Here is a 13,565-nt window from a genome sequence, read left to right on the forward strand (position 1 = left end):
TAACCTTTGGAATTCATCACTGAATTGCTTGAATATTTTAGCAAAATATTGATACTTTTACACAACAAAACTTTATTATGGAATTTATCTATTTAATTTCCGGGCTAATCATTGGGGGGACCTTGCTATATTTCCTATCAAATACGCGTTTTATGAAGAAGCAGCTAGGTCTTGAGAGTGAAAATAGGATGCTACGATCCGGTGAGCTTTTTTTAAAAGAAAAGTTAGACGAACTAAATCGCCAAATAGCAAACAAAGAAAATCAAATTCTTGAATTAACCTCACAATTAAGTGGTAAAAGTTCAGATTTATCGCATCTCACCGAAAGATTAAATGAACAAAAACAAGACGTTGAAAAGCTTCAGGATAAATTTAGAATAGAATTCAAGAATTTGGCAAATGAGATTTTAGAAGAAAAATCACAGAAATTTACTCAACAAAATAGAGTTAATTTGGATGAGATACTCAAGCCTTTAGGCGAAAAAATTAAAGATTTTGAAAGGAAAGTTGAAGATACTTATGATAAAGAATCGAAATTGAGATTTTCGCTAAAAGAAGAGATAAAAAGGCTTGAAGAGTTGAATCAGCAGGTAAGTCGTGATACGGTTAATCTAACCAAAGCTTTAAAGGGTGATTCAAAAGCACAGGGTAATTGGGGCGAAGTTGTTTTGGAGAGTATCCTTGAAAAATCAGGATTGGTTAAGGATCGCGAATATTTTGTACAATCTTCATATGCTACCGAAGATGGAAAAAGAATTCAACCTGACGTGATCGTTACATATCCCGGAAAGCGCAATGTTGTAATTGATTCAAAAGTATCGTTAACGGCATACGAAAGATACACCTCTTTAGAAGCAGAAGATTTACGTGAAAAAGCGTACAAGGAGCATATCATCTCACTCAAAAGTCATATCAATGATTTGAGCTTAAAAAACTACCAGGATTTATACCAGCTTAATAGCCTTGATTTTATTATGATGTTTTTACCATTGGAACCTGCCTATTTATTAGCGGTTCAGCGTGAACCGGAATTGTGGAATTATGCCTATGATAAGCGCATTTTGTTAATTAGCCCTACTAATTTAATTGCTGCATTAAAAATGGTGGAAAGTTTATGGAGACAAGAATATCAAGGTCAGAATGTTAAAGAGATTGCCCGTCAAAGTGGTGATTTATATGATAAATTTGTTAGTTTGGTTGAAGATTTAATAGATGTTGGAAATAAATTAAAAGCGACTCAAAAGTCTTATGAAGCATCTATGAATAAGCTTCATTCGGGTAAAGGCAACTTGCTTAATCGGGTTGAAAATATAAAGAAACTTGGTGCGAAAACCACAAAAATAATGCCTGATAGATTGTTAGAACGACTTGAAAATGAAGTTGAATAATTAAAATTGCTATTTTGAATAAGGAAGAAATTATTTTTGGAACAAGGGCAATCATTGAAGCCATCAAATCAGGAAAAGAAGTTGATAAGGTATATGTACGGAATGGCTTGAGAAATCAGCTATTTATAGAATTGAATGAATTACTGAAAGAATATAATATCCCTATTCAAAGTGTCCCGATCGAGAAATTAAATCGAATCACTACTAAAAATCATCAGGGCACCATTGCCTTTATTTCACCTGTTTCATTTCAACCCATCGAGGAAATAATACCGCTTATTTATGAAAAAGGGGAGATCCCATTAATCCTGATTCTAGATCGGGTAACGGATGTTAGGAATTTAGGAGCTATTAGCCGCACAGTTGAATGTACCGGTGCTCATGCGATTGTAATTCCTGCCCGTGGAAGTGCTCAAATCAATTCTGAAGCAATTAAAGCATCTGCAGGCGCATTAAATTTAGTGCCGGTTTGTAGGTCATTTAATTTAAAAGAAACCATTGATTTTTTAAAAGAGAGTGGATTACAGATTGTAGCTGCAACTGAGAAAACGGATATAAATTATACTGAAGTTGATTATCATCAACCTACTGCAATTATTATGGGATCGGAGGATCGGGGTATTTCTGAGGAGTATTTAAAAAAATCCGATCATCAGGTTAGTATTCCAATTTTAGGAAAAATCGAATCTTTGAATGTTTCGGTAGCTTCAGCAGTGATACTCTACGAAGTGATTCGTCAGCGGAGCAAAACAGAATTGTGTTAAACGGCAAAAAAAAAGTCCCTACAAAGGGACTTTCTCTAAATTTTTTTAAAATTATCTTCTGGCTTCTTTAATTCTGGCTTTCTTGCCTCTCAATGCTCTAAGATAAAAAATTCTTGCCCTGCGAACAACACCTCTTTTGTTTACTGCAATTGAATCAATAAAAGGGGATGCTAATGGGAAAATTCTTTCTACACCAACATTGTTAGAGATTTTTCGAACTGTAAAGGTTTCTGTAGCCCCACTTCCTGATCTTTGCAATACGATCCCTTGATAATTTTGCAACCTTTCTTTATCGCCTTCTTTAATTTTATATGTAACAGTAATGGTGTCTCCTGCCTTAAAATTTGGGTATTCTTTTACAGTGGTTAAGTCTTCAACATGCTGTAACAACTCGTTCTTGCTCATCTTATTGCTTTTATATGGGTTTCTTCAAAAATGAGTGCAAATATACGGACATATTTTTGATTAAAACAATTATCAATAAAAAATATATAAATAATAAAGCTATTCATGCCTTAAACTATCAACGGTATTAGTGTTAATTGCCCTTAATAATCTATAAATCATACTCAGGAACGAAAAGAAAATTGTAATCCCTATTGCAACTATATACGGAAATATCGAAAACGGCATTTGATATGGAAACGAATTTAACCAACTGCCCAAAATATAGTAGCTTATCGGCCATGAAATAATATTGGCTATCAATATTAAGCTTAAATATTCTTTAGCAAATAAATAATTTATTGAAAGAGCATTAGATCCAAGAGCTTTTCTGATTCCAATCTCTTTTGTTCTTGAATTGGTAGTAAAACTAATGAGTCCATAAATACCTAAACATGCAATAATAATCGCAAGCAGTGCCAGATATAAAATAACTTCTGTTAGTTTCATCTCTTCCTGATATAAGTTGGCGATTTCATTTTCAACAAATTTGTATTCAAACAATAATTCAGGAAAAACTATCTTAAATTGAGCATTTAGAAATGAAATAGTCTGTGAAATGTCAGTGGGTGAAATTCTTACTGAAACACTCCAGCCATCATCGTTCTTATTAAATAAGCGAATAATCATTGGAGTAATTTCATTGTGAGCCGATTTAAAATGAAAATCTTTTACAACCCCAACAATTGTAATTCGATTTCCAACGACCCCCCCTCGATAATCACCGCCATAGAGAATTTTTTTCCCAATAGGATCTTCAAATCCTATAATTTTAAGTGCCGCTTCATTAATGATTCCAAGGTTTCCTTCAACGGTTGTGTCAATTTGAGGCCCAATAAAACCTTCACCAGAGATTAATTTCATTTTATAGGTATCGATAAAATATTGATCTGCATGATTATTATTAATTCGGGAACGTTTTCTTTCTTCACCTACATCCCAGGCAAATCTCGTCCAATTTGTTGAATTTGATATTGGATAATCATGCACACTTGCATTGATAATATTGGGGTTTTGTAAAATTTGATCTCTGAAAAAATTAATATTTTTCATTGATGCTCCATCAACGTTTATCCGTAGAACATTTTCTACATTATACCCCAAGTCTTTATTTTGCATATAATTAACTTGCTGGTAGATACCAATCGCCCCAATAATAAAGCTCGCAGAGATAATAAATTGTATGCCAACCAGAAATTTACGCAAGAATGATTTGTTTGATTTGTTCCCATCTTTAAGTTTTAGAACACTTAACGGTTCAGCATTTGCAATAATGAGAGCAGGGTATATCCCAGAGAAGAATCCCAGTAAAATTGTTATTCCGATAATCAAAGCTAAAAGCTTAAAATTTGCGATATATTCAAAATCCAACTCACGATTCACGATTTGATTGAACCATGGTAAAAGAGTTTCGAAAAGAACAAACGCGATAATCATACTAAATACTGCAATTAATAATGATTCTGCCATGAACTGACAAATTAATAATGGTTTATTTGCTCCAATGATTTTCCGAAGACCAACTTCCTTTGTTCGACGGGTTGAATACGCAATGGAAAGATTGGTAAAATTTACTCCTGCCATGATTAAAATAAATAGAGCCAGGGCAGAAAGTACATAAACACTGTTTATCGACCCCCTGACTGCGTAATCATCAGTTATTTTTGAATATAAATGTATTTCTTTAACAGGACGTGTTAATAATTGATTTTCTGTTTTTTCATTCCACCATACTTTTAAGATGTTTTTAATTTTTGCATTAAATGCTTCTATATTGTGATTTGGCTTGAGCATAATATAGCATCTAACCCAATTACTTCCCCAATCTTTAAATACCCTGTCCCCGCCCGTTTCTGTTAGGGTATTAGCTGATTGCAAAGCATTGAAATCCAGATGAGAGTTTTTAGGAGGGTCTTTTAGGATGGCTGTAATTTTATAGGTCACTCCGTTATTATTTAGCGTTTTCCCCAGTGGGTCTTCGTTAGCAAAAAGTACTTTTGCCAGGGTTTCTGATAAAACAATAGAATAAGGTTCGGTTAAAGCATTGTTCATATCACCTTTCAAAATAGGATAGGTGAACATTTTAAAGAAATCATTGTCAGTTAAAATAGATTTGACTTCAAAATCATCGCCATTTGGTGTTTTTATAGAATTGGTCTTGTAAATAAAGCGAATGGAAGATTCTATTTCAGGGAATTTATCTATCATAGCCTGGGCTGTGGGGGTCGGGGTTCCAACCATTCGTTCTTCTCTACCTCCTTCAATCATTATTTGTTCGACCCTATATAAGCGATCTGAATTTTGTTGAAAGTTATCAAAACTTAGTTCGAATTGAAGGTATAGTACCAATGCAATAAATACTGCTAATGCTATTGATAAACCCAATATATTAACCAGGGTATAGGATTTATTTTTACTCAGACTGCGCAATGTTGTTTTTAAGAAATTTGACCACATATTAATTTTTGTTTATTTAAAGATATACTAAATTTGTGCCATTCATCGTAATATATTTGCTATCAATTAGTAAGGCTTGCCGGTTGTAATTTTATCATTATTTTGCTGTTCAATTATTAAACACTTACCGTTCATGTTTTAAATATTTCATATTTTTAGCAAAAGTTTATTCTAATGTTTGGAAACATTTTAGTGGTAGACGACGATCCCGTGATATTGGAATCTATTGCATTATTGTTAAAATATGAATCATCACAAGTAGATACTTTGATCAATCCACAACAAATCAATGACTATCTAGATAAAACCTCTTATGAATTAATACTACTTGATATGAATTTTTCTCCAGGGAAGAGTTCTGGTAGTGAAGGTATTTATTGGTTAAAAAAAGTATTAAAAAGTGATCCGGATGCCATCGTGTTAATGATTACGGCTTTTGCAGATATCAAGCTTGCGGTAGAAGCGATGAAACAGGGTGCTACAGATTTTATTCAAAAACCATGGACTGGCGAAAAGCTTATTGCTACGCTTAAAGCGGCTCAGCAAATAAAATTATCGCAACAAAGGATTAAATCATTGGAGTTCTCAAATCGATCATTAAGAGAGAATATGAGTCGGTTTTATCCTGAAATTATAGGAGATTCAGAACCATTAAAAAAACTGTTAAAAGAGATTGAAAAAGTTGCTAAAACAGATGCAAATGTCCTAATAACAGGTGAAAATGGTACTGGAAAAGAGTTATTTGCGCGTCAGTTACATCTCTTATCAAAACGAAAAAATGAAATTTTTTTAAATATCGATTTGGGTGCCATTTCCGATAGTTTATTTGAAAGTGAATTGTTCGGACATAAAAAAGGTTCTTTTACGGATGCAAAGGAGAATAGGGTTGGCCGCTTTGAAGCTGCTAATGGAGGAACCTTGTTTCTGGATGAAATTGGGAACCTGCCTATTTCTTCACAAGCCAGATTGCTTCATGTTGTCCAAAACCATGAAATTATAAAAATTGGCACAAATAGAAGCACTAAAATAGATGTCAGGTTTATTTCAGCGACAAATAAAGATTTATTTGAACTTATTGAAAAAGGGCTTTTTCGGGAGGATTTATTATATAGAATTAGAACTGTGCATATTGAAGTTCCGGCCTTAAGAGACAGGGGGCAAGATATAATCGTTTTGACCAACTATTTTCTAAATAAATATGCTACTAAATATGAAAAAGATGACTTGACAATAAATAAACAAGCATATCAAAAATTATTAAATTATAGTTGGCCTGGCAATGTAAGGGAATTAGAACATGTGATCGAAAATGCGGTAGTTTTAAGTGAAACGAAGGTTTTATCCAATGATGACTTTCCGCTGCGCACACATCAAAACCTTTCGGATGAAGATTTAAATTTGGTTGAAGTCGAAAAAAAAATTATACTAAAAGCTTTGGATAAACATAAAGGTAACTATACATATGCCGCCAATGAATTAGGGATTTCAAGGACTACTTTATACTTAAAATTAAAGCGCTATGATTTATAATCGTTTTAGCCTCATTATCGTTGTAAGATCTTGCCTGTTATTACTTAGCTGTATCCTTTTTGCATTTGTTTTTTTTAAATCAGATCGGTTTTTCACTTTACTTTTTTTAGGAGGAATAATCATTGCTCAAGTTTTGTTATTGGTTTATTTTCTTAACACCACAAATCGAGATTTAGCAAGGTTTCTTTTAAATATCCAGGAAAGTGATACCTCGCTTAGCTTTAATTCTAAAAAAATTGAATATAACTTCAAAGGGATTCACCATAGTTTTAAAAAGATTAATGCAGAAATTCAAAAAATTAAAATAGACCGAGAATCGAAAATCCATTTTTTAAATAATGTGGTAAATCATTTAGGTGTAGCCTTTATGGCCTATGATAATCAGGGGGAAATATTATTACTAAATTCAGCAGCCCAACAACTCTTTTCAGTTGATCGGCCAAAGTTTATTTCTCACATTCATATTGATAATAAAGAGTTTCATGATTTTATCTCGCAGATGCCAACAAATTATCAAGGCGTATACAATTATAAAGATGATGACAATGATATAACGCCACTTTTGGTGCGCAGTTCTGAATTTATACTGATGGGAAATCAGATAAGGCTGGTGTCTTTTCAAAGTATAAAGTCTCAACTTGATGGAAATGAAATGGAGTCCTGGCAAAAATTAATGCGTGTTCTGGCACATGAGATTGCAAATTCACTTACACCAATTACAATGTTGGGCAGCAACATTCGTCAAAGAATGATCAACTATATGAAACTGCTATCTGAGGGAGGGAAAATTACAGAAAACATTACCAATGATGTGATAAGAAGTGCTGAACTTATTGAGCAAAGAGGTAACCGATTGATTGAATTTATTAATAATTATAAAAGCTACGCTAGACTACCAAAGCCTTCATTTTCAATAGTGAGAGTGAAAGATTTGTTTGATCAGATAGATGCATTCTATCAAAAACAATTTAAAAGTGAAGAGATTCAATTCGAGCGTTATTTAGATGATCAAGCACAACTATATATTGATATGAGTTTAATGGAGCAGGTTTTGATTAATTTAATCCAAAACTCCATCGATGCATTAAGAAATATTGAACATAAAAAGATTGAATTAATTTATAAATGCCAGCAGAATAATGATCTGATTCAGGTGATAGATAATGGTATTGGGATTTCTGAAGAAATCATTGAGCATATTTTCATCCCGTTTTTCACGACGAAAAATAGCGGTTCAGGAGTTGGATTAAGTCTATCAAAAAACATTTTGCATATGCATCAGGGTACAATTTCTATTCAATCAAAACCTAATATAAAAACCATTATTAGTTTAAAAATCCCAAAAAAATCAGAATAAAATATATTACTTTTAATCTTTATCAAAAAGCTTTGGCCTTCTGGTTTTGGTTCTTACATACGCTTGATCCAGTTTCCATTTCTGTATTTCTTTATCATTTCCCGAAAGCAGAATATCAGGAACCTGCATCCCTTTATATTCCCTCGGTCGCGTATAAACAGGCGGCGATAGCAATTGATCCTGAAATGAATCGGATAGGGCAGAGGTTTCATCACCTAATACGCCCGGTATCAATCTTACAATACTGTCGGTAAAAGCAGCAGCAGCTAATTCACCTCCTGATAAAACATAATCCCCAATTGAAATTTCGCGGGTAATCAAATGTTGCCTGACACGTTCATCGACACCCTTATAATGCCCACATAATAAAATAATGTTTTTCAGACTTGAAAACTGATTTGCCAATGGCTGATTAAATAACTCACCATCCGGACTTAAATAGATAATTTCATCATAATCCGTTTTTGATTTTAGGGCTGTAATACAATTATCAATGGGTTCAATCATCATCACCATTCCGGCACCACCCCCAAATGCATAATCATCAACACTTTTATATTTATTATTTGAATATGCCCTTAAATCGTGCAGGTTGATGCTCACAAGTTCTTTATCCTGGGCACGTTTTAATATGGAATGATTAAATATCCCATCAAACATTGCAGGAAATAAAGTAATGATATCAATTTTCATTCAGTTAGTGTTTGTAATAATTTGACAAAAATAGCTAAATATTAAAGTATTTTTGGCTTAAATATCAGATATTTGAGAATCATTATCCTAACGAGTTTCGAATATGAACCTAAATGGATTTAAAATAATTATCATTAGTTTGTCTCTTACCATTCAATTGCAAACACTAACCGCGCAAGTGATTGGTGACGTGTATTTTGTAAAATTTACAGATAAGGCCCGAGTCCCATATTCGATCAATAATCCTTCCCAATTTTTGTCAGGAAAGGCGCTGAATCGACGGTCAAAAGATAATATTCCAATAAGTTCGCAGGATTTGCCAGTTGACCGATCATATATTGATTTAGTTAGTGATGCGGGTGCTAAAATCATGTTCATCACTAAATGGATGAATGGAATCGGAATATCCTCAGTTGATCAGGAAGGATTAGAAACAATTAGGAATTTACCTTTTGTGGAGAGAGTTGAACAGATACATAACAATTTGTCGGTATTTGGAGAAAGTTCTGCAGACTTGCTTAAAACTGCTACTATTAACAATGAAGTAAATAAGGATGAGGTAGAATCAGTATTAAGCACAAGCAAATTAAAAAATGATGAATTAATTGCAAATTTAGATTATGGTTTTGCTGAAACCCAAATTAAAATGTTGAATGGTGATTTCATGCATCAACGTGGGTTTTTAGGAGAGAATATAACAATTGCAGTCCTTGATAACGGCTTTTTAAATGTGAATAACTTAGATGCATTTGACAGCTTATGGTTCAATAATCAGGTTATTAGCACTCGTGATTTTGTAATAAACGACCAAATCCAGTTTAATGCCGGTGATCATGGTGCAAAAGTATTATCCATCATGGCAGCTAATAAACCCGGCGTGTATATAGGAACGGCACCAAAAGCGAATTATCATTTGATTCGAACTGAGATTGATGGTTCTGAATCATTATTAGAAGAATATTTGTGGATGTGTGGTGCTGAGTATGCCGATAGCGTGGGGGCGGATATTATTAATTCGTCGCTGGGATACACCGAATTTGATGATGTAACCCAGAATCATCATTATTCAGATATGGACGGAAATACAACAATTGTTACCAGGGCAGCTGATATTGCTGCCTCAAAAGGGATTTTGGTTGTTAACAGTGCCGGAAACTCTGCCAATAAACCCTGGCGATATATTGGTGCTCCTGCCGATGGCGATAGTGTCCTGGCTGTTGGTGCTGTGGATGAAAACAGGATCTGGGCACAATTTAGTTCAATTGGCCCAACTGCAGACGGGAGAACAAAGCCCAATATTGTAGCCCAAGGCAAAAATACAGCCATCATTCAAAACAATGGTTCGGTTGTTTTCGGTAATGGAACTTCATTTTCTGCTCCAATAATAGCAGGACTTTCAGCTTGTTTATGGCAAAGTAGGCCCGACCTGAATAATATGCAAATCAAAGAAAGCATAGAAAAAAGTGCCAATCTTTATTATTGGCCGGATTCGCATTATGGTTATGGATTGCCCGATTTTAATATGGCTATGCAACTTGTACTAATGCTTACTATTTCAGAAAACATTAGCCCTTCATTATTGAAAATTTTCCCAAATCCGTTTATCAATAATCCAAAGCTAATTGTGTTTTCAAGTACACTTGAGATGACAAATCTGACCATATCGGATATTTCTGGCAAAATGGTAATATCTTCAGACTATGAATTACATCAAGGCTTAAACGATATTCATATATCGAATTTAAATTTCCTGTCAGCGGGGGTGTATATCATTCACCTTAAAAATTCTGATCAAAACCTTTTCAGTAAAATAATCAAGCTTTAATCACAGGGGCAGAAATCACATTAAAAGTCTTGATACTTGTATCTTGGGTCTTGTATCTCAAATTCAAATCAAAATTTACTTATCAAAATCAATCACACATTTCCACTATCCTTATCTTTGTTTCATGCTCCTAAACTGCCATACCTATTTCAGTTATAAATTTGGCATACTCTCCATTGAAGAGTTGATAACGGAAGCATTGAAAAATAATTATACAGAGCTATGTCTGACTGATATCAACAGCACATCCGCTTGTATTGATTTTATCAGAATCAGCAAAGAGAAGGGATTAAAACCCATCGTCGGTATTGATTTCAGAAATGGAGTTGACCAAAAGTATATTGGCATCGCAAAAAACAATAAAGGATTTCAGGAGCTGAACGAACACCTAACTGAGCATTTGCATCAGGAAAAAGTTTTTGAGAATGATGCCCCTCATTTTGAAAATGCATTTATTATATATCCTTTCATACCAAATCAACTCAAAAAGCTGAAGGAAAATGAGTTTGTCGGTATTAAACCTGAACAGGTGAACAAATTGGTAGTTTCACCATGGAGAGATCATCCGTATAAATTACTCATTTTTCATCCCGTTACTTTCAGGTATCAGCGCGACTTTAATATTCATCGCTTACTGCGAACCATCGATAAAAACACGCTACTTACGCTTTTACCATCAAGCGAACAAAGCTCACCCAACGAAATAATGCCTGACAAAACGGAGCAATTCAAATTCTGGGATGCTTATCCTCAACTGATTAACAATACCCGAAATTTTATCGACCAATGTTCGATTGATTTTGAATATGGTAAATCAAAAAACAAGGCTTGCTATACTTCTTCCAGAGCAGACGATTATGAATTGTTAAAACAAGAAGTTGAAAAAGGGGTCCTTTACCGTTTTGGAGTTGCTTCAAGTGCAGTGCGTGACAGAATCAATCTGGAGTTAAAAGTCATCCAACAAATGGATTTTTGTTCTTACTTTTTGATCAATTGGGATTTGGTGAAATTTGCCCGAAATCAGGGTTATCATTATGTCGGTAGGGGAAGTGGTGCCAATAGTATGTTGGCTTATTTATTGCGGATTACAGACGTTGATCCCATTGAACTTGATTTGTATTTCGAGCGATTTATCAATCCTTCGCGTAGCAGCCCTCCCGATTTTGACCTGGATTTTGCCTCACGCGAACGCGATGCCGTCACCAAATATATTTTCGACCGTCATGGCTGGAAACACACGGCTTTAGTTGGTTCATACAATACTTTTCAGTATCGTTCAATGATTCGAGAATTAGGCAAAGTATTTGGACTTCCGCCCGAAGATATCGATGAATTGCAAGCGAATAAAGCCCGAAGAGACCTCGATCATATCGGCAAACTGGTATTGGGATATGGTCAGTTGATAAAAGATTTTCCAAGTCATTTAAGTGTGCATTCCAGTGGAATTTTGATTTCAGAAGAACCGATTACCGCTTATTGTGCAACCATGATGCCACCCAAAGGTTTTCCAACTACACATTTCAGCATGCTGGAAGCCGAAGATTTAGGACTTGCAAAATTTGATATTTTGGGTCAACGTGGAATTAGCAAGATTAAGGATACGGTAGATATGGTGGCTCATCGTACCAAAATTAACATCGATATTCATCAACTCGAACAATTTAAATGTGATCCAAAAGTCCGATCTTTATTGAAACAAGGGATGGCTATTGGTTGTTTCTATATTGAATCGCCAGCGATGCGTATGCTTTTAAGAAAGCTTGAAGCAGAAGATTATTTGCGTTTGGTAGCAGCAAGTTCAATTATTCGTCCGGGGGTTGCCAAGAGCGGCATGATGCGCGAATACATTTTAAGATACCGCGATCCGGAAAGGAGGGAGGTTGCCAGAAAAGCGTTACCGGAACTGTATAAATTACTGGAAGAAACTTATGGGGTGATGGTTTATCAGGAGGATGTGTTGAAAGTTGCTCACCTTTTTGCTAATTTGACGCTTGCTGAAGCAGATATTCTTCGTCGGGGAATGTCCTGGAAATTCAAGCAGCGAAACGAATTTCATAAAGTACGGGATAAGTTTTTTGAAAATTGCAATACAAAAGGATATCCTGATACCACGATCACCGCAATTTGGGAGCAGATCGAAAGTTTTGCTAATTATGCTTTTTCAAAAGGCCATTCTGCCTCTTACGCGGTCGAAAGCTTTCAGGCTTTGTATTTAAAAGCTTATTATCCACTCGAATATATGACCGCAACGGTCAATAATGGAGGAGGATTTTACCATACGGAATTATATTTGCATGAAGCCCGAATGCATGGAGCCATTATTGAAGCTCCCTGTATTAATCAAAGTGATGGTCCATGTATATTAATTGATAAGCAGATTTATATTGGTTTGGCATTTATCAAGAATTTCGAAACTAATAGTATCAGAAATATCCTAAAAGAAAGACAAAACGGAGTTTTTACATCATTAGAAGAATTTGTCAGAAGGATTGAAATAAGCCTTGACCAACTCATTATTTTAATCAAAGTTGGTGGATTTAGAATGTTAAATTCAAATAAAAAAGAATTGCTTTGGGAAGCTCATCTTTATTTATCGAAAGGGAAGAAATCGAAACCCGCAAAGCAACTATTTAAAGAGAAAGCTAAACGTTATCATTTACCTGATCTTAACCATCTTCCGATTGAAGATGCATTTGATGAAATCGACTTGCTTGGATTTCCGGTAAAAACTTCACCATTTGATCTCTTAAAAGAAAAACCTGATCTTCAACTGAGAGCTAAAGATTTGAAATCGAAAATAGGCAAACAAGTTGAAATACTCGCATATTTGGTACATGTGAAAGGTACCATGACCGGGGAGGGTAAACGTATGAGTTTTGGAGTGTTCATTGATTTGGATGGGGAATGGGTCGATACGGTTCAGTTTCCTGAAACAGTTAAACAATACCCGTTTCTGGGATATGGGTGCTATATTTTAAAAGGCAAGGTTGTTGAAGAGTTTGGCTTTATCAGTATTGAAATAAATTGGCATAAACGATTAAAAAATCTAACTATAGATGATTACTAAATTGCAAATTGGTGTATCAGTAAATTAGTGAATTAGAAAA

At 34.5% G+C, this 13,565-nt stretch carries 9 protein-coding genes; 6 read left to right on the plus strand and 3 right to left on the minus strand.

The annotated features are described in order from the left end of the window. Positions 1 to 77 precede the first annotated feature (77 nt). Together rmuC and rlmB are read left to right on the plus strand one after the other, a co-directional pair. The gene (gene rmuC / locus KKG99_05170) at positions 78 to 1,388 is read left to right on the plus strand and encodes a DNA recombination protein RmuC (GenBank protein MBU1012375.1); all 1,311 of its coding nucleotides are present in this window, start codon (positions 78 to 80) and stop codon (positions 1,386 to 1,388) included. Beyond that, positions 1,385 to 2,152, plus strand: a complete 768-nt coding sequence (gene rlmB / locus KKG99_05175) for a 23S rRNA (guanosine(2251)-2'-O)-methyltransferase RlmB (GenBank protein MBU1012376.1) — start codon at positions 1,385 to 1,387, stop codon at positions 2,150 to 2,152. Before rmuC ends, rlmB begins: the two co-directional genes overlap by 4 nt. 51 nt (positions 2,153 to 2,203) lie before the next feature. Here the strand turns inward: rlmB and rplS are convergent, their stop codons facing one another. Together rplS and KKG99_05185 are read right to left on the minus strand one after the other, a co-directional pair. Further along, a complete protein-coding gene (gene rplS, locus KKG99_05180) occupies positions 2,204 to 2,557 on the minus strand; it encodes a 50S ribosomal protein L19 (GenBank protein ID MBU1012377.1) in 354 nt (117 codons plus the stop codon). A gap of 99 nt (positions 2,558 to 2,656) precedes the next feature. Beyond that, on the minus strand, positions 2,657 to 5,053 hold the full coding sequence (locus tag KKG99_05185; protein ID MBU1012378.1) for an ABC transporter permease: 2,397 nt from the start codon (positions 5,051 to 5,053) through the stop codon (positions 2,657 to 2,659). Positions 5,054 to 5,227: 174 nt separating this feature from the next. On the opposite strand from KKG99_05185, the gene KKG99_05190 reads away from it, so the two are divergent. Together KKG99_05190 and KKG99_05195 are read left to right on the plus strand one after the other, a co-directional pair. Then, positions 5,228 to 6,583 carry a sigma-54 dependent transcriptional regulator gene (locus KKG99_05190; protein ID MBU1012379.1) on the plus strand — a complete coding sequence of 452 codons (1,356 nt, stop codon included), beginning with the start codon at positions 5,228 to 5,230 and terminating at the stop codon, positions 6,581 to 6,583. After that, positions 6,573 to 7,940 (plus strand): HAMP domain-containing histidine kinase, encoded by a 1,368-nt coding sequence (locus KKG99_05195; protein MBU1012380.1) that lies wholly within the window; start codon positions 6,573 to 6,575, stop codon positions 7,938 to 7,940. The genes KKG99_05190 and KKG99_05195 overlap by 11 nt, the downstream gene beginning before the upstream one ends. Positions 7,941 to 7,952: 12 nt before the next feature. Here KKG99_05195 and trmD read toward each other — a convergent pair whose 3' ends face one another. Next, a complete protein-coding gene (trmD, locus tag KKG99_05200) occupies positions 7,953 to 8,633 on the minus strand; it encodes a tRNA (guanosine(37)-N1)-methyltransferase TrmD (protein ID MBU1012381.1) in 681 nt (226 codons plus the stop codon). Between the two features lie 103 nt (positions 8,634 to 8,736). On the opposite strand from trmD, the gene KKG99_05205 reads away from it, so the two are divergent. Continuing rightward, the gene (locus KKG99_05205; protein ID MBU1012382.1) at positions 8,737 to 10,458 is read left to right on the plus strand and encodes a S8 family serine peptidase; all 1,722 of its coding nucleotides are present in this window, start codon (positions 8,737 to 8,739) and stop codon (positions 10,456 to 10,458) included. A gap of 124 nt (positions 10,459 to 10,582) precedes the next feature. Next, complete coding sequence (gene dnaE, locus KKG99_05210) at positions 10,583 to 13,525, plus strand: DNA polymerase III subunit alpha (protein ID MBU1012383.1); 2,943 nt, start codon at positions 10,583 to 10,585, stop codon at positions 13,523 to 13,525. Positions 13,526 to 13,565: the final 40 nt, after the last annotated feature.

The organism is Bacteroidota bacterium (assembly GCA_018816945.1).
In the GTDB taxonomy this organism is placed as follows: Bacteria; Bacteroidota; Bacteroidia; order Bacteroidales.

Excerpts from the sequence above, each read along its gene's own strand:
- rmuC (MBU1012375.1), top strand. The coding sequence starts at position 78 with ATGGAATTTATCTATTTAATTTCCGGGCTAATCATTGGGGGGACCTTG.
- rplS (MBU1012377.1), bottom strand. The coding sequence starts at position 2,557 with ATGAGCAAGAACGAGTTGTTACAGCATGTTGAAGACTTAACCACTGTA.
- KKG99_05185 (MBU1012378.1), bottom strand. The coding sequence starts at position 5,053 with ATGTGGTCAAATTTCTTAAAAACAACATTGCGCAGTCTGAGTAAAAAT.
- KKG99_05190 (MBU1012379.1), top strand. The coding sequence starts at position 5,228 with ATGTTTGGAAACATTTTAGTGGTAGACGACGATCCCGTGATATTGGAA.
- KKG99_05195 (MBU1012380.1), top strand. The coding sequence starts at position 6,573 with ATGATTTATAATCGTTTTAGCCTCATTATCGTTGTAAGATCTTGCCTG.
- trmD (MBU1012381.1), bottom strand. The coding sequence starts at position 8,633 with ATGAAAATTGATATCATTACTTTATTTCCTGCAATGTTTGATGGGATA.
- KKG99_05205 (MBU1012382.1), top strand. The coding sequence starts at position 8,737 with ATGAACCTAAATGGATTTAAAATAATTATCATTAGTTTGTCTCTTACC.
- dnaE (MBU1012383.1), top strand. The coding sequence starts at position 10,583 with ATGCTCCTAAACTGCCATACCTATTTCAGTTATAAATTTGGCATACTC.